Raw genomic sequence first — 23,620 nt, forward strand, 5'->3', positions numbered from 1 at the left:
GGTCTCCTTAGCTGATGGCCAGAGCGCGGTTGATCGCGTCTTTGATCTGCGCGGCGGTAGGTTTGCGCCAGCGGGCGCAGACGTGTTGATCTGGACGGAACAGGTAGACAGTGCCGGGCCGCAGGTCGTACCGCTGCGTGAGCGCGCCGTCCTCGTCGATCAGGGACCGGCCGAACGGATCGGCTCCGGTTGCCGCGCGCAGCACCTTCAAGGTGGTGCCGCCTGCGTTCAGATCCTGGATTGAACGAACCAAGGCATCGCCTTCTTCGCCCGCAGCGATCAGCGCCGTGAAGTCGGGGCCTAGCTCGTGTAACAACCAGCTGTTGCTGCCATCTGGGCGCTTGACGGGGGCGTCTGCAGCTGCGGCTCCCGGCACCATGCGACCAGCGAAGGCTTCGGCGTCGGGCGTGTTCAAGGCCGAGCCATGCAAGGTCGCCGGAACCGACAATCGGCCGCTGTTGACCAGCGTGCGCGCAAACGGCTGCGTCTTCGACAACGCCAGCACCGCGTCGCGAAACAGGCGGCTGACTTCACTCTTGGGCGTGATGAAGTCGGTAGCGCGCGTCGAATTGCGGATGTTCTCGTCGGCTGCATATTCACGCTCGTCGGCGTACGTGGTCAGCAATGCGTCGGGTGCCTGGCCTTTGATTATCGCGGCGAGTTTCCATGCCAGGTTCTCCGCATCCTGCACGCCGGAATTTGCACCGCGGGCGCCGAACGGTGAAACCCCGTGCGCCGAATCGCCGGCGAAGATCACGCGTCCATGGCGGAAACGGTCCATCCGCAGGCAGGCGAACGTGTAGACGCTGGCCCATTCGAGCTCGAACTGCGCGTCCTTCATCGTTGGTGAGTGCGCGAGCAGTGCCTTCACGCGGGGGATGATGTTTTCGGGTTTCTTCTCTTCATCAGGATTTGCGTCCCAGCCGAGCTGGAAGTCAATGCGCCAGACGCCATCGGGTTGGCGGTGCAGCAGCACACTCTGATTTGGATGGAAGGATGGATCGAACCAGAACCAACGCTCCGCCGGCGCCTCGATGTTCATCTTGACGTCGGCAATCAGGAAGCGGTCGCGAAAGATGCGGCCCTTGCTTTCCTGGCCAATCAACTGCCGCATCGCCGATCGGCCGCCGTCGCAGGCGGCCACATAATCTGCTTCGATCCGGTAAGGGCCGTCCGGCGTCTCAACGGTCAGAGTTACATGATCGTCGTTTTGCTCGACGCCCGTGACCTTGTTTTGCCAGCGCAGATCGATCAGCGGCAACTGTGCGGCGCGTTCGGCCAGGTAGCCCTCGACGTAGTATTGCTGAAGGTTGATGAAGGCCGGGCGCGCGTGGCCGGTCTCGGGCAGCAGATCGAAGCTGTAGATCTGCTCCTGCTTGAAGAACACCTTGCCGACATTCCACGAGACGCCTTTGTCGACCATGCGCCCGCCGCAGCCGAGTCGGTCGAATATCTCCAGTGTGCGCTTGGCAAAGCAGATGGCCCGCGAACCGGTGGACAGCGTGTTGTCGTTGTCAAGCAAAACCACCGGGATCTGGCGTTGAGCGAGATCAATGGCCAGTGCCAGACCAACTGGCCCCGCGCCGACCACGACGACTGGCCGCCGCGCAGGCTGGGGAGTCTCCTGATCCGGGTGGCGGGTGTAGTCGAAAACCAGCTTCTGGTAATTAATGTCATCCGTCTTGCGCGTGGCAAGTTCCTTGAGTTGCATAACTTTGTCTCCTGGTCGCGCCGCTTAGCCTTCGAGCGTTTCCCACATCTGGCGATCGCGATCAGCTGTCCAGATGCGGGGATCGGGGTACTGCGTGGCTTCGTCGTAGCAGCGCGTCACGTCGAAGGGCATGCAGTGGTCGAAGATGACCCAGTGACCGTATTTCGGTTTGAGCTTGGCAAATGTTTCCTTGTAGACCGCGTTCAGGTCCTTGCCAGCAGCCACGCCGGCTTCAACACTGGAGCGCACGTCGGCGATAAACCCCCCAGTGGCCTCGAGACCAGCCGCGACCTGCTTTTCGCCGACCAAAGCGGGACCACGGCCAGGAACCAGCGCGGCCGGCTTCAAGGCGGCGACTTTTTCCAGCGTCTTCGGCCAATCTTTGAAGTAGGCGTCGCCTGCATACGGCGTGGCATCGAACTCGACCAGGTCGCCGCTGAGCAGCACGCGATCCTTCGGCAGCCAGACGACCGTGTCGCCTTTGGTGTGGCCGCGACCGAGCTGGAGCAATTGCACTTCGAGCTTGCCCAGCCACAGGGTCATCTTGCCGGTGAACGTCATGGTCGGCCACGTCATTCCCGGCGGCACCGATTCGACGTTGCTGAACAGGCGCGGGAAGCGGCCAATCTCGCTGGCCTTGTCCTGCTCGCCACGCTCCACGATCAAGTCATAGGTGTCCTGGCTGGCCAGGATCTGCTCGGGCTGATAGGCCGAGGCCCCCAGGACGCGAACCGCGTGATAGTGGGTCAGTACGACGTACTTGATCGGCTTGTCGGTGACCTCGCGAATACGTCTGATCACGTCCTGAGCCATCGCGGGCGTAGCTTGCGTATCGGCTACCAGCACGGCGTCGTCACCAATGATGATGCCGGTGTTCGGGTCGCCCTCTGCGGTGTACGCATAGGCGTGGTCCGAAAGCCTGGTGAAGGTGACCTTTTTTTCTTCGAGGTCGGCTTGGGAGGCGAATTTCTTGGGCGTTGTCACGGGGACTCCTGTTCTGGGTTTGTCTAAAACAAATAAGTTCGCAATTATTAAACTCAAATTTGTCTATGTCAAACTAATTTGCAGGAATCGGATGTAAGTAGTTCCACGCAATACCGATGGTTCAGTCTGCAGACTGGTGGACTTGAGGATTGCGAGTCGCCTTTCCAACGCGCAGCAGCGCCAACGGGGCCGGCGTATACAGCGCCCTATCGGACTAGCAGATGCAAATGAGATGCGCTGGCTCGAGGCTGAACTAGCCGAGCGACCCAGGGCGCCATACGCCGAAAGGCTTCCTGGACGGAAAGGAGCAAAAAAGTTTCCTGCTCATCAGGGCCGAGCGGGTCGAAAAGGAGAGGCTGAAATGCTCTCAAAGCTGCGGCGGCCTACTAACTTACCAAAGAGCCGCAGTCGCTTAATGAAAGCTGGAGAAAGAAGGCTTTTGGCAGCTTGGCCGTCGAGGACAGACAGCGCGACGCGATTGAAAAAGCCGCAATCATCCGACGGGCCGTACTCTCGTCCGAAAGACTTTATTAGTCTTACCAGTTGACCTCGCGGTCGGGCGTAGAGCCGATGCGGTGGATCGACAGGTCGGCGCCTTCGTACTCTTCTTCCTGGCTCATGCGCAGGCCCATGGTCGCCTTGATCAAGCCGTAGACCGCAAAACCAGCCAGCAACGCCCAGCCGATACCCATCGCGGTGCCTATCAGTTGGGCACCTAGGCTCACGCCGCCCAGCCCACCCAGCGCCTTGCTGCCGAAAATGCCGGCGGCAAGGCCACCCCAGGCACCGCACAGGCCGTGCAAGGGCCAGACGCCCAGCACGTCGTCGATCTTCCAGCGGTTTTGCGTCAGTGTGAACATCAACACAAACACCGCACCCGCGACACCGCCGGTGACCAGCGCGCCCAGCGGATGCATAAGGTCCGAGCCCGCACACACGGCCACCAGGCCGGCCAGCGGGCCGTTGTGCACAAAGCCGGGGTCATTTTTACCGAGGGCCAGCGCAACCAGCGTACCGCCCACCATGGCCATCAATGAGTTGACGGCGACGAGGCCGGAGATCTTGTCGATGGTCTGCGCGCTCATGACGTTGAAACCGAACCAGCCCACGGTCAGGATCCATGCGCCCAGCGCGAGGAAGGGAATGTTGGACGGCGGGTGCGCTGAAATCGCGCCGTCCTTGCGGTAGCGGTTGCTGCGCGCGCCAAGAAGAATTACCGCCGGCAAGGCCAGCCAGCCGCCGATGGCGTGAACCACGATGGAGCCGGCAAAATCATGAAACTCGGCGCCGGTCAGTGCCTTGATCCAGGCCTGCACGCCGAAGTGCTGGTTCCAGACGATGCCCTCAAAAAACGGATAGACAAAACCGACAATCACGGCGGTGGCCAGCAATTGAGGATAGAAGCGAGCCCGCTCGGCGATGCCACCGGAGATGATGGCCGGGATGGCCGCGGCAAAGGTCAGCAAAAAGAAGAACTTGACGAGTTCGTAGCCGTTTTTGGCAGCGAGCTCTTCAGCGCCGACAAAAAAACTGGTGCCGTAAGCCACACCGTAACCGACCACAAAATAAACCACGGTGGACACCGAAAAGTCCACCAGGATCTTCACCAGCGCATTGACCTGATTTTTCTTGCGGACGGTGCCAAGCTCCAGAAATGCGAAACCGGCATGCATGGCCAAGACCATGATGCCGCCCAACAGGATGAACAAAGCATCCGAGCCCTGTTTTAGTGCGTCCATAAGCTCCCCCCGGCTAATTTGATCGTTTTTAGTGCGAACTTAGGTGGCTTTTCGCAACAGCACCAAAATCAAGCAAAAATTGCGCCAGATGGGTGCGCACCAATCTGGGCGTTGGAAGAGGCTTTGGAGCGAGTTCGGCGGGTGGGCAAACTACAATGGCATCTTGTCATTGGGGAGTAGCCACCCTGCACTTTTGCAAGGGGCTTGCGTCAACAGACTTGTCCGGCCGAACGGCTGGACATGGCGCAAGCGGTTCCAGGTAACGGAACTCAGCGAGACCTTTGACTGCACAGCCTCCGCTTCAGGCCGGGGATGCCGTGCAGTCATGGTTGTCCGGCCGGAGTTCCTCATGCAAGCTTTCCTCGTTTCTACCGGCATTGTTGCCCTCGCCGAAATGGGCGACAAAACCCAGCTTCTCGCGCTGGTGCTGGCCGCGCGTTTTCGCAAACCCTGGCCCATCGTGCTTGGCATTCTTGTGGCCACACTGGCCAACCACGCCATGGCAGGCGCGCTGGGTGCCTGGATCACCACCGTGATCAGCCCTCAAACCTTGCGCTGGATCCTGGCCGCCTCTTTTATGGCGATGGCGGTCTGGATGCTGATTCCCGACAAGCTCGATGAAGACGCGGTCGATGGCAGGTTGCCGCGCTTCGGCGTTTTTGGCACCACTGCGCTGCTCTTTTTTCTCGCTGAAATGGGCGACAAAACCCAGATTGCCACGGTGATGCTGGCCGCTCGCTACGACGCCTGGGCTTGGGTGGTGGCCGGCACCACGCTGGGCATGATGCTGGCCAACGCCCCCGTGGTGTGGCTGGGTGCGCGCATCACGCGCCTGGTGCCGTTGCGGGTGGTGCATATTGTTTCGGCCCTCATTTTTGCCGGCCTGGGGCTGCTGGCGCTGCTGATACCTGCTTGATATACTTGCCACAGCGCCGATTTGCTCAGCTTGCGGGCGCTTAAAAAGTACCGCTAAAGACGAACATCCATGAACCCGGACTCGCTTTTAGCGATGCCGGGTTTTCTTTTGTTCGCTGTTTTGTCCAGGCTTTTCATTTTGCTAGTTGCCAAACCACAGTCCATGCATTTCGCCGACGCGCTGCCGCTGCAAAGCGGCGCGTCCATCCGCGCCTATGACCTCACCTATGAAACCTACGGCACGCTCAATGCCGACAAGTCCAACGCCGTGCTGATTTGCCATGCGCTGAACGCCTCGCACCATGTGGCCGGCGTTTACGTGGATGAGCGGGGTGTCGAGCTGCCGAAGTCGGAAGGCTGGTGGGACACCATGATTGGCCCCGGCAAGCCGGTGGACACCAACGTATTTTTTGTCATTGGTGTGAACAACCTGGGTTCGTGTTTCGGCTCCACCGGGCCGATGCAGCGCCATCCGGACAGCGGCGAAATCTATGGCGCTGACTTCCCGGTCGTGACCGTGCAGGACTGGGTCGATGCGCAGGCCAGGTTGCTCGACGCGCTGGGCATCCAGACGCTGGCAGCAGTCATGGGTGGCAGCCTGGGCGGCATGCAGGCAATGAGCTGGACGCTGCAGTACCCGGACCGTGTACGCCACGCGGTGGTGGTGGCCAGCGCGCCCAACCTGACGGCCGAGAACATTGCCTTCAACGAGGTGGCGCGCCGTGCCATCGTGACTGACCCCGACTTCCACGGAGGCCACTACGGCCGCTATGGCGTGCTGCCGCAGCGCGGCCTGCGCATCGCCCGCATGATCGGTCACATCACCTACCTCAGTGATGACGTGATGAACGAAAAATTTGGAAGGCAGCTCCGCGAAGCGGTCGTGGGCCACGCCAGCGGCTACCGATTCTCCACGCAGGATGTCGAGTTCCAGATCGAAAGTTATCTGCGTTACCAGGGCGACAAGTTCAGCGAGTACTTCGACGCAAACACCTACTTGCTGATCACGCGAGCACTCGATTATTTCGACCCGGCCGCCGCCCATGGCGGCAACCTCACGCGCGCGCTGGCGCAGGCGAGTGCCAAATTTTTGCTCGTCAGCTTCACCACCGACTGGCGCTTCTCGCCCGCGCGCAGCCGCGAAATTGTCAAGGCGCTGCTGGACAACCAGCGCGATGTCAGCTACGCCGAGATCGACGCGCCGCACGGGCATGATGCCTTTTTGCTTGATGATCCAAGGTATATGGGCGTTGTACGCTCTTATTTTGAGAGCAAGGTGGCGCCATGACGAAAACTGCCCCCGTGCTTTCGGCAGACCAATTGTTGATTGCCCGCCTTGTGCCGCAAGGTTCACGCGTGCTCGACCTTGGCTGCGGCGACGGCGCCATGCTCGACTACCTGATCCGCGAACGTGGCTGCACCGGCTATGGCGTGGAGATTGCCGATGCCAACATCCAGGCCTGCGTGGCGCGCGGTGTCAACGTGATCCAGCTCAACCTCGATGAAGGCCTCGCCATGTTCGGCGACGCGAGTTTTGACGTGGTGTTGCAGATCGATACCCTGCAGCACCTGCGCAATGCAGAAGTCATGTTGCGCGAGACAGCGCGCGTTGGCCGTACTGGTATCGTTGCCTTCCCCAATTTCGGCCACTGGCCAAACCGGCTGGCCGTTCTGCGCGGGCGCATGCCCGTTACCAAGGTGCTGCCCTACCAGTGGTACGACACGCCGAACATCCGGGTCGGTACCCTGCAGGATTTCGCCGCGCTGGCGCAGAAAAACCGCCTGAACATACTGGACAGTTTTGGTCTGCAGGACGGCCGGGAAATCCGCTTTTGGCCCAATGCGCGCGCCAGCCGGGCGGTGTTCAAGTTCCAGCACGGTTAGGGCGGGCTGGCGGCAGCGCGAAACCGATGTTAATATTTGCCCATCGGGATTTCAGCCTCCCGAATCTTCACAGATAGACGGTGTCCCGTCCAAGCGCTGGCAACTCATTGGAGTATTCCGTGGACACCTCTATCCTTTCCGTTCCTTCTGTTTCCCCGCAAGAACTCGCGTCCCGCATGGGCCGCGCTGACATGCCTTTGTTGCTCGATGTTCGGCGCGAAGGCAAGTTTCTTGAAAGCCCGCGCATGCTCGCGGGCGCCCGCCGCTGCGCACCGGAAGATGTCGCTGCCTTGGCCGCGTCCGAACCGGCACGCGAAGTGGTGGCCTATTGCGTGTACGGCCACAACGTCAGCGCCGATGCCGTCACCGCGCTGCGTGCCGCCGGCTGGGATGCCTACGCGTTGGCCGGCGGCATCGAAGGGGGTGAAGACGGGGTCGACACCGTCTCCAACATCGCCCAATGGCGCGCGACGCCGCTGCCCACCATGCGCAAGCGCCCCGCCTGGGGCGTGACCGGGCAGCAGGCGTCGCGCTGGATCACCCGTGAACGGCCGAAGATAGACCGCGTCGCCTGCCCCTGGCTGATTCGACGTTTTATCGATCCGCGCGCCGAATTTTTCTACGTGCCCACCGCGCAGGTTTTCAGTGAAGCGGCGCGGCTGCACGCTGTGGCCTATGACATTCCGGGCGCACCGGTGTCGCACGAAGGCGAGTGGTGCAGTTTTGATGGCTTGCTTCGCGCGTTTGAAATTGAAGACCCGGCCGTAGACCGCCTGGCCCGCATCGTGCGCGGGGCCGACACGGACCACCTGGCGCTGGAGCCGCAGTGCGCCGGCTTGCTGGCCTTCTCGCTGGGTTTGTCCTGTCTGCACGCCGACGACCACAGGATGCTGGAAGCCGCCATGCCGCTGTACGACGCCCTTTACGCCTGGTGCGCCAGCGAAGCCAGAGCCGTGTGGCAAGGACAACTGCCCGAGACACACAACTGGAAGCCGGAAACCATGAAAGGTGCTGGCGCATGACGCAGACCACCGATAGGCCGAAAGCGGTCAGTTTTCGCGAAGCCTTCCGGTTCTGGCTCAAGCTCGGCTTCATCAGCTTCGGCGGGCCGGCCGGGCAGATTGCCATCATGCACCGGGAGCTGGTCGAGCAGAAACGCTGGATCTCCGAGAAGCGGTTTCTGCACGCGCTGAACTACTGCATGATGCTGCCCGGGCCGGAGGCCCAGCAGCTGGCCACCTACATCGGCTGGCTGATGCACCGCACCTGGGGCGGCGTGGTGGCCGGCGCGCTTTTCGTCTTGCCTTCGCTGTTCATCCTGGTCGCCTTGAGCTGGATCTATGTTGCCTTTGGTGATGTGCCGCTGGTGGCCGGGCTGTTCTACGGCATCAAGCCCGCGGTGGCCGCCATCGTGTTGCAGGCGGTGCACCGCATCGGCAGCAAATCATTGAAGAATCCGGTCAAAGCCCCCATTCCCTGGGCGGTAGCGGCTATCAGTTTCATAGCGATTGCAGTCCTGCACGTGCCCTTTCCCTGGGTGGTGCTGGGTGCGGCACTGACTGGGTGGCTGAGCGCCCGGTTTTCGCCTGGACAATTTGCCGCCGGCGGTGCGCACGGGAGCACGGCGGGGCCGCATGCGCCTGCACTGATTGATGACGACACACCCACGCCCGAGCACGCGCGCTTCAGCCCCGCGCGGCTGGCCAAGGTGCTGGTCGCCGCTGCGGTGCTCTGGTTCCTGCCGATGGGCGCGCTGATGGCCTGGCAGGGCTGGAATGGGGCGCTGACGCAGATGAGCTGGTTTTTCACCAAGGCGGCGCTCCTGACTTTTGGCGGCGCCTATGCCGTGCTGCCTTATGTGTACCAGGGCGCCGTCGAGCAGTTTGGCTGGCTCACCGGGCCGCAGATGATTGACGGCCTGGCGCTCGGCGAAACCACGCCGGGGCCCTTGATCATGGTCGTGGCCTTTGTGGCGTTTGTCGGCGGCTGGACGAAAGAAGTGCTGGGGCCGGATGCCCTGTTCCAGGGTGCAGCGCTGGCGGCATTGCTGGTGACCTGGTTCACCTTTTTGCCGTCCTTCATCTTCATCCTGGCCGGCGGACCGCTGGTGGAGTCCACGCACGGCAAGCTCCACTTCACTGCACCACTGGCGGCCATCACGGCCGCGGTGGTTGGTGTGATTGCCAGTCTCGCTCTGTTTTTCATAGCGCATGTTCTTTTTCCGACGGGGATTTCAACCGGTTTTTCTTCAAGAATGGAATGGCCGGCGCTGCTCATCATGGTTGCGGCCGGGGTTGCACTGCTGCGTTTCAAGGTGGGTGTGATTCCGGTGATTGGCGCCTGCGCGCTGGCCGGCTTGTTGCTGCGCTTGTCCGGCCTGGCCTGAGGGCCGCGCGGCGCCGCGTTATGCTCCAGCCATGCAAGGTTCTCTGGAAACAACACCCGCCAACCCTGCGCTGAAACTGCTGGAGCGCCTGTTTGGCAACTGGGTGCATCAGGTCTCTGCGGCCACGCTGCGTGCAGACGCGACGGCCGCGGTACTTGGTGCGGTACTGGTGTTGCCGCAGGGCATTGCCTTTGCCATGCTGGCCGGGCTGCCGCCCGAATACGGGCTGTACACCGCCATCGTGCCATGCATCATTGCGGCCTTGTTTGGTTCGAGCTGGCATGTGATGTCCGGGCCGACCAATGCCAACTCGCTGGCGCTCTTCGCCATGCTCTCGCCGCTGGCACTGGCCTTCAGCCCGGTCTATATCCAGATGGCGCTGGCTGTCACGGTGATGGTGGGCATCATGCAATGGCTGATCGGCGCCCTCCGTCTGGGCACGCTGGCCAATTTCATTTCACCGGCGGCCTTGTTCGGCTTCACTTCCGGCGCAGCCGTGCTGATCGGCGTCTATGCCCTGCCCGATCTGTTGGGGTTACCGGCGGCAGCTGAACACGGCGCCGCTGCCGTACTGCTGCATGTGGCCGCCATGTGGCGCGCGGTGCAGCCCGAAGCGCTGGCTGTGGCGGGCGCGACCCTTGCCACAGCTCTGCTGGTGCGGCGCCTGCGGCCAGGCTTGCCCTACATGCTGGCCGGCCTGGCCGTGGCCACTGCGCTGGCGTGGGCCTGGGTGCGTTATTCCGGCGCCGGGCCCTTGCCGCTGCGCATCATTGGCCAGATCGCCACACCCTGGCCAAAGTTTGGCATTCCCAGTGTCAGCTGGTCTGCGGTATCCGAGCTGCTGGGCCTGGCATTTGCACTGACCATCGTGGCGCTGGGGCAATCGATCTCGATTGCCAAGGCGATGGCCGCGCGATCCGGCCAGCGTATTGATGCGAACCGCGAATTCCGCGGCCAGGGCCTGTCCAACATCGTCGGCGGTTTCTTTTCGTCCTACGTGTCCTGCGGCTCGCTGAACCGGTCCATGCCGAACCTGGAAGCCGGTGCCCGCACGCCGCTGGCGGCGGTGTTTTCTGCCATGTTGCTGCTGGTCCTGGTGGCGGTCAGCGCGGGCTTGCTGGCGCAGATTCCGATGGCCGCGCTGGCCGCCCTGCTGGTGCTGGTGGCGGTTTCGTTGCTGGACCTCAAGCGCTGGAAACAGCTGTACACCCTGAGTCGCACCGAGTTTGGTGTGGCGTTCGCCACCTTGGTGGCAACCGTCAGCATCCGGCTGGAAATTGCCATCTTGCTGGGCACACTGCTGTCGCTGATGTCTTTTCTCCACCGCACCTCCAAGCCGGCGATGCGCACCATGGGTTTTGACAGCTGGGCGCCGGACCGGCAATTCGTGGTGCTGGCGGACAGCAAAACACCGCTCCAGGAATGTCCACAACTTAAGCTGCTGCGGATGGAAGGCGAGGTGTACTTTGGCGCGACCCAGCACGTGGCCGACACGCTGCACGCGCTGCGCCACAGCCTGCAACCGCAGAAACACCTGCTGGTGATGGGCAAAAGCATGAATTTCATCGACCTGGCGGGCGCGCAGCTCTGGGAGGCCGAGCTCAACGCGCGCCGTGCAATGGGGGGCGATCTGTACTTTCACCGCCCGCGCCCGGAAGTGATCCAGATGTGGCAGACCACGGGCTTCACCCGTTTACTCGGTCCCGAACATCAATTCCCCGACAAGCGCAGCGCGATCGCCACGATTTTCACGCGGCTGGATCCGGCCATCTGCCAGCAGTGCACCGCGCGCATTTTTGAGGAATGCAAGACGGTGCCAGGCCCTAATCAACCGGCGGTTTGAAACCCAGCCGCTGCAGCAAACCCATCGCGGCGGCAGGTGCCCGTTCCTTGGCGCCGTTGATGAAAAACATGAAAACATCGCGTGGCGGGCCTGCCTTGGCTTTTGTTTCCACGCGCGGCAAATCGGCGAACTCGCCGCCTTCGGCCCAGGTCCGGGCTGCCTGCGCCCAGGTGTCCAGCGCTTTGGGCGCATAACCGCTGCTAACCTTGGTTTGGCTGCGCATCAGGCGGGCGTAGACAAAGTCTGCGGTCAGGTCGGCAAACGAAGGGTAGTCGTCCGAGTCGCAGAACACGGTGGCACACCGGTACTTGCGCGCCAGCTTCAGGTAGTCCGCCGACATGAAGCTGGTATGGCGCACGTCCAGCACATGGCGCAGGGCAAGGCCGTCCACCTTGCGGGGCAGCAGCGCCAGGAAAGCTTCGAAATCTTCCGCATCGAATACCTTGGTTGGCATGAACTGCCAGACGATGGGCCCGAGCTTTCCGCCTAGTTCGCTGATGCCGCTGCCGACAAAACGCTCAATCGATTCGCCCGCTTCGGCGAGCACACGGCGGTTGGTCGTGAAGCGGCTGGCCTTGAGCGAGAACACAAAACCGCCAGGTGTTTCGTCGCGCCACTTGGCAAAAGTCGGCGGCTTGAAAGTGCTGTAGTAGGTGCCGTTGACCTCGATGGCGTTCAACTGCCGGCTGGCATAGCCCAGCTCCCTACTGTGCGGCAAGCCCGGGGGATAGAAACTCTTTCGCCAAGGCTCATAAGTCCATCCACCGATGCCGGCACGAATTGCTGGGGTTTGGGAGGGTGTTTTTATCACAGGTTTTTTGACCATAAACAAGTGGACTGTCGCCATCGTTGCAGAAAATAGCCCATCTTGCAGCTAGCCGCACTTAAACCGGCTGGCAGGACGGCACGGTCACGGGTACAGTAGCTCTTTTCGCCTCATTCCCTCCGGAGTTGTCATGAACGCCCCTCTGCATCGCGAAATTCCCCCCGGCCTGCTCGACACTGCACAGGCCTTGTCTCAGGTCAGCGCCCAGTGGGACGGCGACATCGTCAAACAGATCAGCGACTACATCACCATTCCCGCCAAGTCGCCGTCGTTCGATGCGGACTGGGCCGGGCACGGGCATATCGACACCGTGATGCGCAACGCCGCCACCTGGGTCGAGGCACAAAAAGTCGAAGGGCTCACGCTGGAGATCGTCCGGCTTGAAGGGCGCACGCCCGTGTTGTTTTTTGAAGTGCCGGCGACCAAAACCGGCGCCACAGAAACCGTCTTGATGTACGGCCATCTCGACAAGCAGCCCGAGTTCACCGGCTGGCGCAATGACCTCGGCCCGTGGACGCCCAAATACGAAGACGGCAAATTGTTCGGCCGTGGCGGCGCCGACGATGGTTATGCGGTGTATGCCAGCATCGCGGCCATCCAGGCCCTGAAAGCGCAGGGCGTGCCGCATCCGCGTATCGTCGGCCTGGTGGAGACCTGCGAGGAGAGCGGCTCCTACGACCTGCTCCCTTATGTTGACGCGCTGCGCTCACGGTTGGGCGATGTGGGCCTGGTGATCTGCCTGGATTCAGGTGCCGGCAACTACGATCAGCTCTGGCTCACCACCTCCCTGCGCGGCATGGCCAGTGGCGTGTTGAAGGTTGAAATTCTCACCGAAGGCGTGCATTCGGGCGATGCCAGTGGGCTGGTGCCGTCGAGCTTTCGCATCATGCGCCAGGTGTTGGACCGGCTCGAGGACAGCAAGACCGGACGCTTGCTGCCGCAAAGTTTTCACTGCGAAATTCCCGCTGAACGGCTGGTGCAGGCCAAAGCCACGGCACAAATCCTGGGCGAGGAAATTTACAAGCGCTTTCCCTGGGCGCATTACGACTGCGGCGGGGCGACCACCTTTGCCTTGCCGACCACGACCGACCCGGTCGAGGCCCTGCTCAACCGCACCTGGAAACCGACCTTGAGCGTGACCGGCGCCGACGGATTTCCCGAGATGGGCAATGCCGGAAACGTGCTGCGACCTTACACCGCCTTCAAGCTGTCCTTGCGCCTGCCTCCGCTGGTTGATGCTGGCAGCGCGGTGCAGGAACTCAAAACGCTGCTGGAAGACAACGCGCCCTACCAGGCAAGGGTAACGTTTGAAAGTGCCGGCGGCGCCACCGGATGGAACGCACCGACCACCTCGCCCTGGTTTGAAAAGGCGCTCAACGATGCGTCACAGGCGTTTTATGGCGCACCCTGCGGCACCATTGGGCAAGGCGGCACGATTCCCTTGATGAACATGCTGAGCCAGGGTTTTCCAAAAGCCCAGATGATGGTCTGCGGTGTGCTTGGCCCGCGCAGCAACGCGCATGGACCGAACGAGTTCCTGCATGTGCCCTACGCCAAAAAGATCACTGCGGCTGTTGCGCAGGTCATTTCCCGCATGCCCTGAGCTGGCGCATGGACAGCAAACCGATCCTGGCGCCGTTCACGGCCCGCGATGGTGAGAACCTCGCGCTGTATGAGTGGCCCATGGAGGCCTGGCAGGCAGACGACGCCCTGCCGCCGCGCGCAGTGGTGCTGATTGTTCACGGCCTGGGTGAACACGCGAGCCGTTATGACCATGTGGCGCGTCAGCTTCTGCACTGGGGTTTTGCGGTGCGCGCCTATGACCAGCGTGGTCATGGCGAGTCGGGTGGCGTCCGTGGAGGGTTGACCAGCGATTCCCTGCTGCTGGAAGACCTGGCCGAAGTGGTGGACGACACGCGTCTGCGATCGGTGCGCCTGCCGCGCGCCGAGGGTGCCGGTGAAGAAGCGGCCAGCCCGCTACCGCTGGTTTTGCTGGGCCATAGCCTGGGCGGCCTGTTGGTGGGTCGTTTTGTCTCGCTCGAAATTCGTCCGGTTGATGGTCTGGTGATGTCTTCTCCGGCGCTGGACCCTGGTCTCAATGCGATTCAAAAATTCCTGTTGGCCACCCTGCCGGCGATTGCACCCAACCTTCGGGTCCACAACGGTCTCAACCCCGAGTTCATTTCACATGACCCTTTAGTGGTGCGCAAGTACCGGGCTGATCCGCTGGTGCATGCCAAGATTTCTGCGCGGCTGGCCAAATTCATTGCGACGGCGGGGCCGGCGACCGTGGCTGCCGCATCAAGCTGGACCACGCCCACCCTGCTGATGTATGCCGGCGCGGACAAGCTGGTCAACCCGGCCGGCAGCCGCGCCTTTGCCGAAGCAGCGGCGGGCAACGGCGCCGCCCAGGTTGTGACGGTGCGCTGCTTTGACGATCTGTACCACGAGATCTTCAACGAAACGGATGCGGCACCGGTGTTTGCCAGCCTGAAATCCTGGTTGGATGCCAGATTTTAAGAAAAATACGCCACACCCCCTTATTTGGCGGATGCTAGCAGCTATTAAATTTGTAGCAAATCAGGTGGCCTGAGGCCGGCGCTGTCGCAGCCCCAGCCAGGCCAGCGCCACGCCTGTGAGCCCCAGCGGCAGCAGGCTGCCCAGGTTCAGCAGTGTCCAGCCCTGTGTGGTGACCAGCACACCGGAGGCCAGCGAAGACAGGGCCAGCACCGCGAACACGCAGAAATTCAATGCGCCCTGGGCCTTGTCTTTTTCTTCGGGCCGGTAGGCCGTCAGGGCCAGGGTGGTCGCACCGGTGAACAGGAAATTCCAGCCCAGCCCCAGCAGAAACAGGGCGATCAGGAACTGGTGAAGTTCGACGCCGGTCAGGGCCACCAGTACACACGCTACGTTGAGCATCAGGCCCACCGCCATGATGGGCAGTGTGCCGAAACGCTTGATCAGGTGACCGGTGAAAAAACCTGGCGCGAACATGCCGATGACATGCCATTCGAGAACCAGGGCAGCGTCGGAAAATGGCAGGCCGCAGACTTGCATGGCAATCGGCGTGGCCGCCATCAGCAGGTTCATCACACCAAAACCCAGGGCACTGGCCGCCGCTGCAACAATGAACACCGGCTGGCGCATGATCTCGCTCAGTGGTCGACCACCGCTGACGGACTCCTTGGCCGGCAAAGGTGGGAACTGAATAAAAAACAGCAACCCCATGGCCAGCAGCGCCACAGCAGCCAGGGCCAGGTAGGCGCCGGCAAACGGTACGGTTGTCAGCGTGCGTGTGCCCGCTGCAAGATTGGGGCCGGCAATCGCACCGATCAAACCTCCGGCCATCACCAGCGAAATAGCTTTCTCGCGAAAGGCCGGCAAGGCCAGTTCGGCGGCGGCAAAGCGGTAAAGCTGAGCATTGGCGTTGTAGTAACCGGCCACCACGGTGGCTGTGACCAGCAGCCAGAAGTTGCGGCTGTAGGCCGCATAGCAGCACAGCAGCGCCGAGGCGACGGCGACTGCCAAGCCGAGCTGGAACGACGTCTTGCGGCCGAAGCGCTTCTGGGTTCGCGCCACGATGCCCGTGGAGAGCGCGCCACCGACGACATAGCCCATCACGGGCAGGGTGGCCATCCATCCCAGCGGCGCCAGATTCAGCCCCACCAGTCCGTTGATGGCGATGAAGGTGACGTTGTTGGTGAGAAACAGGCCTTGGCAGATGGCCAGCAGCCAGAGATTGCGGTTCATGGTTGACTCAGTGTGAGCAGGGCCAGGCAGGCGAGCGGCGCTGTTTCGGCGCGCAGGACGCGCGGCCCCAAGTTGACAGGAACAAAGCCTTGGGCCATCGCAGCGTCTTCTTCGGCTGCGCTCAGTCCGCCTTCCGGGCCGCTAAGCAGCGTCATGGGGGTTGTGTCGCTCCATGACGCCATGGCTTGCGCCAGCGGCTGCGTACCCGCCCGCAGTGACAACAACAGCCGGGGTGCCTCTGCCGTGGCCGCGGGCAACGCGCGGAGCCAGTCGCCGAAACTAGCGACTTCATGCAGTAGCGGCAAACGGTTACGGCCGCACTGCTCGCAGGCGGCAATCGCCACACCCTGCCAGTGGGCGAGTTTTTTTTCGGCGCGTTCGCCTTTGAGGCGGAGCACCGAACGCTCGGCCATCAGCGGGGTGATGCTGGCGGCGCCGAGCTCGCTGGCTTTTTCGACCAGCCAGTCCATGCGCTCGTTGGCTGGCATGCCCAGAACAAGGTGAACGGCGCGGTCTGTTTCGCACTCCATGGCGCGGTGCGCACCGATGGTGACTTCGACCTCGCTGCGACCCATGCGCTCAATCGCCGCTTCAAACTCTCCGCCCTGGCCATTAAAAAGCGTGATCATGTCGCCCGGTTGCAGCCGCAACACCTGAACATGGCGTGCGGCACGGTCCGGCAGGGCCAGCGTTTCCCCGCTGCGCAGCGGCAGGTCGGTGTAGAAGCGGGCGGTCATGGCTGTAGATCTTTCGCGAAGCAGAGGCCGCTATTAAAAATATAGCTATTGACGCCCGTAAACAAAGGGCAAACGGCCAATTTAATGCATAAAAACAGCATCAAAACGTGTAACCCACGCGGGTTTCGTTGCCCTCGATTTCGTCGAGCAGCACCATCAACGGGCCGAGTTGGCGGTAACGGGCGCAGGTGTTTCGTGCGTAGCTGATAAATCGCGGCGTGTCGGCGAGGTATTTCGGCTTGCCGTCGCGCAGCGTCAGGCGCGCGAAGATGCCGAGGATTTTCAGGTGGCGCTGCAGCCCCATCCATTCCACTGCGCGATAAAACTCGCCAAAATCATCGCCCACGGGCAGGCCGGCCTTGCGCGCCTGTTCCCAGTAACGCACGGTGATTTCAAGTACAAAGTCTTCGGGCCAGCTGACGAAGGCATCGCGCATCAGGCTGGCAATGTCATAGGTGATGGGGCCGTAAACGGCGTCCTGGAAATCCAGTACCCCTAAAGATGGAGCCCCCACGCTTGTCACTGCGTGAGCCTTCGGCGTTGCGCTGCCCCTTTCATCTTGCATGGGGGCTAATTTTCCTAGGGGCAGCCCGTCGGAAAATTGGTTTGCCACCATCAAGTTCCTGGGCATGAAGTCGCGGTGCACATAGACGCGCGCTCCGCCCAGCGACTGCAGGTTGCTGGCCTTGATCTGCGCGAACAGGCCATCAAGCTTGTCCTGCAGGGTGCTGTCGATCACGATGCCGCGGTGTTTTTGCATGTACCAGTCGGGAAACAGGGCCAGTTCCCGCGACAGCAGGGCTTCGTCGTAGGGCGGGAGAACATCGGCCCGCGAGGCGAGTTGCCAGCGAATCAGCGTTTCGACGGCTTCCCGATAAAGTGGGTAGGCGCATTGTTCCCGCTCGGCATCCGGCTGTGCGTCAATCAACTCCAGCATGGTTCTGGCGCCCAGGTCGCTCAGCAACATAAAGCCCTGCGCCTGGTCCCAGGCGAGTACGCGGGGTGCGTTCAGCCCGGCGTTGGCCATGAGCTCCGCGACCTTTACAAAAGGTTGGCAGTCTTCCTGCGCGGGCGGCGCATCCATGATGATGCAGCTGGCCCCCGCTTCTGTACGGACCCTGAAATAACGGCGGAAACTCGCGTCAGCCGAGGCTGGGTGCAAGGTTTGCGGCAGCAGGCCATGGGAGGGGATGCAAGCCTGCAGCCAGGCGGCAAAGGCTTGGGCGCGGGCGGCGTCCTGCCAGACAATAGGGGAATCAATAGGGGAATCGGTCATGCGCTCTCTCGGCCTGCCCTGAATGGATACATCAAAAGGTGGAAAAACGGGCAGGTCGGCATAGGATAATCGGGCCTGCTGTCATAAACGGGTTTATCTCATACTTCCGATGCATCGCGCATCCCGCTCTCTTTTTATTCCCTCTCCGGTCGCGTATGCCGTCCTCAGCCTTGTGTCCTGCACCGTGCTGGGCTTGGGGCATGCCGGCTCGGCCCACGCGCAGAGCAAGCTGCCGTCGCCGGGCAAACCGCAGGAGCAGGAAGTGGTGCAGGGTTTGCAGACAAGTGACGGCTCGCCGGTACTCAGGGGCTCTTCCATGCTGGCCGAGGAGCCGCCTGGCGGGCCCGACATCAAGCTGCCAACGTTTATTTTTGGCGATCGCCTGTCAGGACGTCCCGACCTGGAAACCATCATCGACGGCAACGCCGAGCTGCGTCGTGGTGGATCGGCGATACGCGCTGACAGGCTTGAGTACGATCAGCCGACCGACGTTGTCAAGGCGCGCGGGAACGTGCGGATCAACAGCTCGGGTAATCTGTTCAACGGGCCAACGCTCGACCTCAAGCTAGATACCTTTGAGGGATTTTTCCTTCTCCCTGACTATAAATTTCTGCAGAACAGCGGCCATGGCGCGGCCGATCGGGTGGACTTCATTGATGACAAGCGCTTGGTCGCGCACAACGCAACTTTCACGACCTGCGAGCGTGGCGAAGGGCCAAGCTGGATGCCCGCCTGGATCGTCAAGGCAAGCACCATCAAGTTTGACAAGGAAGACGATATTGGCGAGGCCTCAGGCGGCGTATTGCGTTTCATGGGCGTGCCCATCCTGACGGGGCCGACCTTCAGCTTCCCGCTCAGTGACAAGCGCAAGTCCGGCATGTTGCCGCCCACTATCGGCATAGACAGTGTCAGCGGCATGGCCCTCACTGTTCCTTACTACTTTGACATCGCACCCAATCGTGATGCCACTCTCACTCCGACGTTCATGAGCAAGCGCGGGGTGGATCTGGGCGGTGAGTACCGCTACCTGGAACGCAACTACAAAGGCGAGTTGCGTGCCAACCTGATGCCCGGTGATCGCTTGCGCAACAGGGATCGCTGGTCCTACAACTATCTGCACAGCGGGCAGTACAGCACAGGCCTGCAGGCTGTTGGCAGCGTGGGGCTTAATCTGAACCTGAACCGGGTCAGTGACGACAACTACTGGCGCGATTTTTCACGTTCGGGCGTGCTGACGCAACGGTTGCTACCCAGCGACGCGAGCCTGAACTGGGGTCGGGGTCCCTTCTCGGTCACCTTGCGCAGCCTGACCTACCAGACCTTGCAGGACGTGAGTGCGCCTATCGTGCCGCCTTATGATCGAGCGCCGCAACTGACTGCCAGTTATGTCCGCAGCAACGTGCCCCTGGGCGGCCTCGGGGGGTTTGACTATTCGGTCACCACCGACGCAACCCGTTTTGAGTCCGACCGCACATTGACCCGGCAGCCCAACGCCAACCGGGCTTTCGCGTTGGCGCAGATCAGCCGGCCCTGGATCCGTCCTGCGGGCTACATCACCCCCAAACTGATGGTCAATACCACCACTTACCAGTTTGATGCTCCCATCGCCAATGGTTTACGCTCGGCTTCTCGCACCGTGCCAACGTTCAGCCTGGACAGTGGTCTGACCTTTGAACGCGATGCCAATTTTTTCGGCCGGGCTTATACGCAGACCCTGGAGCCTCGCGCTTTTTACGTGCACACGCCTTACCGCGACCAGAGCTATTTGCCCAATTACGACTCAGGGTCGAACGATTTCAATTTCGCGACGGTGTTTACTGAAAATGCCTTTGTTGGCAACGACCGCATTTCCGATTCCAATCTGTTGACCCTGGGTGCCACCTCCCGGCTGCTGGACCCCGAGACCGGCGCTGAAGCTCTCCGGGTGGGTGTTGCCCAACGCCTGCGTTTCAAGGAACAGCGGGTGACCTTGCCTGGCGTGGCGCCGGTAAATGACCGCTTCAGCGACATGCTTTTCGGCGCAACGGTGAATTTGACAAAGGCTTGGGCTCTGGACACTACCGTTCAGTACAACCCCAAAACGAACATCTCCGAACGTTCAACCATAGGCGGGCGTTACAACCCCAGCAATTACCGCGTGATCAGTGCTGCCTATCGTCGCCAGCGCAATGTCAGCGAGCAGTACGATATCGGCTGGCAGTGGCCGATCAACGACTTGTGGGGTGACAAGGGCAAAGATTTGGGCGCCGGGCGCGGCCAGGGTGCGGGCCGATGGTACAGCGTGGGGCGCCTGAACTACAGTGTGCCGGACAAAAAATTTGTTGACATGGTGCTGGGCCTCGAATACGACGGTTGTTGCTGGATCGGACGCGTGGTATTGGAACGCAGCCAGCAAAGCACGGTAGCCAACAGCACACGCCTGCTGTTCCAGCTGGAGTTTGTCGGTTTCTCGCGCATTGGTTCCAACCCCCTGAAAACCTTGAAGGCCAATATTCCGCGTTATCAGTACCTGCGTGAGCAGAGTGTGACGCCCAGCCGCTTTACCAACTATGACTAAAACCAGCCTTACTCCACACCGTTGCTTTCGTCTCACCGCTGCCGCGTCACTTGTGATGGCGCTGATCATGCCTGTTGCGCAGGCTCAGACCCTCAGGCTGCCCGGCCAGCAGCGCGGCCCCGGTCTGGGTGCATTTGCGCCACCCGTTGCAAGTGTGCAGCGGCAGGCGGACTACATCGTCGCTGTGGTCAACTCCGAACCCATCACCAACAATGAGGTGCGTGCGCGAATGGTCCGCACTGAACAGCAGATGGCGCAGCAGGGAGCGCCTTTGCCTCCCAAAAACGAAATGGCCCGGCTTCTGCTGGAACGCATGATTGTCGAACGCGCGCAGCTGCAAACGGCGAAGGAGCAAGGAGTCGTGGTCAGTGACAGCGCAGTGGATGACGCGGTGCTTAATGTGGCCAAGCAAAACCAGTTGTCGGTCGAAGAGCTGCGCCGGCGGATGACTGCCGAGGGGCTGATGTTTGATCAGTTCCGTACCGACCTGCGCAATGAGCTGGTCCTAAATCGCATGCGAGACCGCGAACTGGAATCCAAGTCAAAGGTTAGTGAACTGGAAATTGACGACTACCTGCGCGAGCAAACACGAGGCACCAGCGCCGCTGCACAGGAGCTCAACCTGGCCCAGATTCTCGTGGCTGTTCCCGAAAATGCAACCCCGGAGCAGGTTGTCGCTCTGCAAGCAAGGGCGCAGACGGCAGCTGATCGTGCCCGCAGCGGGACGGACTTTGCTGCCCTGGTGAAGGAGTTCTCCAGCGCACCGGGAGGGGCTGCCGATGGCCAGATGGGCTTGCGGCCGGCTGAGCGTTATCCCCAACTTTTCGTTGATGCTACGCAAAACGTGAATGTTGGCGGTATCGCTGGCCCTATTCGAAGCGGCGCAGGCTTTCACATCCTGAAGGTCATTGAGAAGAAACGTGCGGGCATGCCCGGTAGCACGGTTACGCAGACCCGCGCACGTCACATCCTGCTGCGGCCTTCAGGGCAACTCACCGAGGCTGCGGCCGTGGCGCAATTGCAGGACTTCAAGAGACGAATTGTTTCCGGGCAGGCCGATTTTGCAGCGTTGGCTCGCCAGCATAGCCAGGACGGCTCAGGAAAGGACGGAGGCGAGCTCGGCTGGGCGGCGCAAGGGCAGTTTGTCCCCGAATTTGAAGAGCGCATGAACCTCCTTGCAACTGGCCAGGTGGGCGATCCTGTGGTGTCGAGGTTTGGTGTCCATCTGATCCAGGTGCTCGAGCGGCGCACCACCGTCCTGTCTCCAAAGGAGCAGCGTGAGGCCGTGCGTGCCATGTTGCGCGAGAAAAAGCTTGAAGAAGCTTATGTCGTCTGGGCGCAGGAAATACGCGGCCGGGCCTATGTGGAATACCGGGAACCGCCGCAGTGATGTGGCCCCCACGGTTGCTCACTGCGTGTAGCGCCCTGCCCCCCCGAGGGGGCCGCTGCGCCTGCGGGCCGGCGGAGCCGGACCCGCGGCCCCTGCTTGAACGAGAAGTTCGGGACCGTCCAATTTACGCCTCCAGACTAGCGTGAAACATATCCCGCGCAAGCGGTTTGGACAGCATTTCCTCACTGACCAAACCATTATCGAAGACATCGTGCAGGCCATCGCGCCTCGGCCGGGGCAAGCCATGGTGGAAATTGGGCCTGGTCTTGCAGCCCTGACCCAGCCGCTGGCCGAACGGCTGGGGCATTTGACGGTGATTGAGCTGGACCGCGATCTGGCGCAGCAGCTTCGAGCTCACCCACAACTCACGGTGGTCGAGTCCGATGTATTGCGAGTGGATTTCCGGCAGCTGGCTTCACAGGTTCATGCAGGTCCCCCAGACGCGGCCTCAGGGAAAACCGGCAAGCTCAGGGTGGTCGGCAATCTGCCCTACAACATCTCTACGCCCATCCTGTTTCATTTGCTGGACGCGGTGGATGTCATTGAGGACCAGCACTTCATGCTTCAGAAAGAAGTCATTGACCGCATGGTGGCCAACCCTGCGACCGGTGACTATGGCCGGCTCAGCGTGATGCTGCAGTGGCGTTATGCGATGGAGAACGTCCTGGCCGTGCCGCCGCAAAGTTTTGAACCTCCGCCCCGGGTAGACAGTGCAGTGGTACGCATGGTGCCGCGAGAGACACCGGAAAAGCTGGATGTGGGGCTTTTGAGCGAGGTTGTGCGGGTGGCGTTCAGCCAGCGGCGAAAGTTGTTGCGTCATTCGCTTGGAAAATGGCTCGAGCAGCGGGAGAGTCATCCATCATTTGATTTGCAGCGCCGGGCCGAAGAAGTGCCTGTGGCGGAGTATGTGACGCTGACCCAGGCGCTGATGAGTCGTGTGTAGCGGCCCAGCGCGCCGACCTGGCGAATAAAAAAGCCCGCTATTAGCGGGCTTTTTTATTTAGCAAGTTTGTCAATGATCAGGCAGCGGCCAACCAGTACCCCGCGTTAAACGGGCTGCTCATGCGCAGCGCCAAAGGCGACACGTCTAGCAGTTTGTCGGTAGGCATCGGCTCTTCACCGTCTGCGCTGTTTGCTTGCTGGGCCTCATTCGCCCGATCCCCTTGGCCGATGTCTGGGGAGCGGGCTACAGAAAAGAATAGAAACATCTGAACGGAATCTTTCGATCCGCCCAGTAATCTGCGGCATCCCTGAAGATGTCCAGCAGCTGTTCGCGCGCCTCTTTGTCGAATTTGGCGTTGGCAGGAATCTGCTCAAGCAAGACGATAAAACCTGGCTGCGGGCCGGATTTGTGAACCAGGTCCGTCATGCAGTCGTAAAGCGCATCAAAGTTTTTACCAAAGTGCGCAGGGAATGTGTACTGGGCCGCAATCATGTCCAGCACATCCTGTTTGCTCTGGGCATTGCCCAGGTTTGCATACAGGAAATGATGGCCAAGTTGTGTGGCGGCATCCTGCAGATCCTGCACGCGGAACGCGCGTATGGATTGCACGATGTTGGGTCTAACAGTACGAAGTGGCATGTCCATCTCCGCGTCTCTTTCTTAAGTCAATAACTCAAAT

Annotated in this window: 19 protein-coding genes and 1 riboswitch; of the genes, 11 read left to right on the top strand and 8 right to left on the bottom strand. The window is 61.3% G+C overall.

Annotation, left to right across the window (positions count from 1 at the left end; genetic code table 11):
• Positions 1 to 7: 7 nt before the first annotated feature.
• The 3 genes from B0B52_RS18490 to B0B52_RS18500 all read right to left on the bottom strand — a co-directional run bounded on the left by B0B52_RS18490 (position 8) and on the right by B0B52_RS18500 (position 4,434).
• Positions 8 to 1,711 carry an FAD-dependent oxidoreductase gene (locus B0B52_RS18490; RefSeq protein ID WP_077595143.1) on the bottom strand — a complete coding sequence of 568 codons (1,704 nt, stop codon included), beginning with the start codon at positions 1,709 to 1,711 and terminating at the stop codon, positions 8 to 10.
• A gap of 24 nt (positions 1,712 to 1,735) precedes the next feature.
• Positions 1,736 to 2,695, bottom strand: a complete 960-nt coding sequence (locus B0B52_RS18495; protein WP_077595144.1) for an MBL fold metallo-hydrolase — start codon at positions 2,693 to 2,695, stop codon at positions 1,736 to 1,738.
• Positions 2,696 to 3,231: 536 nt separating this feature from the next.
• Complete coding sequence (locus B0B52_RS18500; RefSeq protein WP_077595145.1) at positions 3,232 to 4,434, bottom strand: ammonium transporter; 1,203 nt, start codon at positions 4,432 to 4,434, stop codon at positions 3,232 to 3,234.
• Between the two features lie 159 nt (positions 4,435 to 4,593).
• Positions 4,594 to 4,779: riboswitch (yybP-ykoY riboswitch) on the top strand.
• A gap of 4 nt (positions 4,780 to 4,783) precedes the next feature.
• Between B0B52_RS18500 and B0B52_RS18505 the strand changes: the two genes are divergently transcribed.
• From B0B52_RS18505 to B0B52_RS18530, 6 genes are all read left to right on the top strand, one after another.
• A complete protein-coding gene (locus B0B52_RS18505; protein ID WP_077595146.1) occupies positions 4,784 to 5,350 on the top strand; it encodes a TMEM165/GDT1 family protein in 567 nt (188 codons plus the stop codon).
• Between the two features lie 93 nt (positions 5,351 to 5,443).
• Entirely contained in the window at positions 5,444 to 6,637 is a 1,194-nt protein-coding gene (locus B0B52_RS18510; RefSeq protein ID WP_077595147.1) for a homoserine O-acetyltransferase, read from the top strand.
• Positions 6,634 to 7,233, top strand: a complete 600-nt coding sequence (metW, locus tag B0B52_RS18515) for a methionine biosynthesis protein MetW (RefSeq protein ID WP_077595148.1) — start codon at positions 6,634 to 6,636, stop codon at positions 7,231 to 7,233. Before B0B52_RS18510 ends, metW begins: the two co-directional genes overlap by 4 nt.
• Before the next feature lie 119 nt (positions 7,234 to 7,352).
• Positions 7,353 to 8,255, top strand: coding sequence for a chromate resistance protein ChrB domain-containing protein (locus B0B52_RS18520; RefSeq protein ID WP_077595236.1), 903 nt, complete (start codon positions 7,353 to 7,355; stop codon positions 8,253 to 8,255).
• Complete coding sequence (gene chrA, locus B0B52_RS18525; RefSeq protein ID WP_077595149.1) at positions 8,252 to 9,619, top strand: chromate efflux transporter; 1,368 nt, start codon at positions 8,252 to 8,254, stop codon at positions 9,617 to 9,619. The genes B0B52_RS18520 and chrA overlap by 4 nt, the downstream gene beginning before the upstream one ends.
• A 31-nt stretch (positions 9,620 to 9,650) precedes the next feature.
• A complete protein-coding gene (locus B0B52_RS18530) occupies positions 9,651 to 11,462 on the top strand; it encodes a SulP family inorganic anion transporter (RefSeq protein ID WP_077595150.1) in 1,812 nt (603 codons plus the stop codon).
• On the opposite strand, the gene B0B52_RS18535 is transcribed toward B0B52_RS18530, so the two are convergent.
• Positions 11,443 to 12,288, bottom strand: coding sequence for a DUF72 domain-containing protein (locus tag B0B52_RS18535; RefSeq protein ID WP_254425768.1), 846 nt, complete (start codon positions 12,286 to 12,288; stop codon positions 11,443 to 11,445). The genes B0B52_RS18530 and B0B52_RS18535 overlap by 20 nt on opposite strands.
• 130 nt (positions 12,289 to 12,418) lie before the next feature.
• Between B0B52_RS18535 and B0B52_RS18540 the strand changes: the two genes are divergently transcribed.
• On the top strand, positions 12,419 to 13,891 hold the full coding sequence (locus B0B52_RS18540) for a M20 family metallopeptidase (RefSeq protein ID WP_077595152.1): 1,473 nt from the start codon (positions 12,419 to 12,421) through the stop codon (positions 13,889 to 13,891).
• Positions 13,892 to 13,899: 8 nt separating this feature from the next.
• Positions 13,900 to 14,808: an alpha/beta hydrolase gene (locus tag B0B52_RS18545; protein ID WP_077595153.1), complete on the top strand. Its 909-nt coding sequence runs from the start codon at positions 13,900 to 13,902 to the stop codon at positions 14,806 to 14,808.
• A gap of 60 nt (positions 14,809 to 14,868) precedes the next feature.
• Here B0B52_RS18545 and B0B52_RS18550 read toward each other — a convergent pair whose 3' ends face one another.
• The 3 genes from B0B52_RS18550 to B0B52_RS18560 all read right to left on the bottom strand — a co-directional run bounded on the left by B0B52_RS18550 (position 14,869) and on the right by B0B52_RS18560 (position 18,051).
• Positions 14,869 to 16,038 (bottom strand): MFS transporter, encoded by a 1,170-nt coding sequence (locus tag B0B52_RS18550; RefSeq protein WP_077595154.1) that lies wholly within the window; start codon positions 16,036 to 16,038, stop codon positions 14,869 to 14,871.
• The gene (locus tag B0B52_RS18555; RefSeq protein ID WP_077595155.1) at positions 16,035 to 16,775 is read right to left on the bottom strand and encodes a 16S rRNA (uracil(1498)-N(3))-methyltransferase; all 741 of its coding nucleotides are present in this window, start codon (positions 16,773 to 16,775) and stop codon (positions 16,035 to 16,037) included. The genes B0B52_RS18550 and B0B52_RS18555 overlap by 4 nt, the downstream gene beginning before the upstream one ends.
• Before the next feature lie 100 nt (positions 16,776 to 16,875).
• Positions 16,876 to 18,051, bottom strand: coding sequence for an aminoglycoside phosphotransferase family protein (locus tag B0B52_RS18560; protein WP_077595156.1), 1,176 nt, complete (start codon positions 18,049 to 18,051; stop codon positions 16,876 to 16,878).
• A 109-nt stretch (positions 18,052 to 18,160) separates the two neighbouring features.
• Here B0B52_RS18560 and B0B52_RS18565 point away from each other — a divergent pair, with 109 nt between their 5' ends.
• From B0B52_RS18565 to rsmA, 3 genes are all read left to right on the top strand, one after another.
• Positions 18,161 to 20,608 (top strand): LPS-assembly protein LptD, encoded by a 2,448-nt coding sequence (locus B0B52_RS18565; RefSeq protein WP_077595157.1) that lies wholly within the window; start codon positions 18,161 to 18,163, stop codon positions 20,606 to 20,608.
• Between the two features lie 67 nt (positions 20,609 to 20,675).
• A complete protein-coding gene (locus B0B52_RS18570; protein WP_254425769.1) occupies positions 20,676 to 21,998 on the top strand; it encodes a peptidylprolyl isomerase in 1,323 nt (440 codons plus the stop codon).
• Positions 21,999 to 22,140: 142 nt separating this feature from the next.
• Positions 22,141 to 22,941 carry a 16S rRNA (adenine(1518)-N(6)/adenine(1519)-N(6))-dimethyltransferase RsmA gene (gene rsmA / locus B0B52_RS18575; RefSeq protein WP_077595159.1) on the top strand — a complete coding sequence of 267 codons (801 nt, stop codon included), beginning with the start codon at positions 22,141 to 22,143 and terminating at the stop codon, positions 22,939 to 22,941.
• A 243-nt stretch (positions 22,942 to 23,184) separates the two neighbouring features.
• Here rsmA and B0B52_RS18580 read toward each other — a convergent pair whose 3' ends face one another.
• Positions 23,185 to 23,586 (bottom strand): barstar family protein, encoded by a 402-nt coding sequence (locus tag B0B52_RS18580; protein ID WP_077595160.1) that lies wholly within the window; start codon positions 23,584 to 23,586, stop codon positions 23,185 to 23,187.
• Positions 23,587 to 23,620: the final 34 nt, after the last annotated feature.

It is taken from the genome of Polaromonas sp. A23 (assembly GCF_002001015.1).
GTDB lineage: Bacteria > Pseudomonadota > Gammaproteobacteria > Burkholderiales > Burkholderiaceae_C > Polaromonas.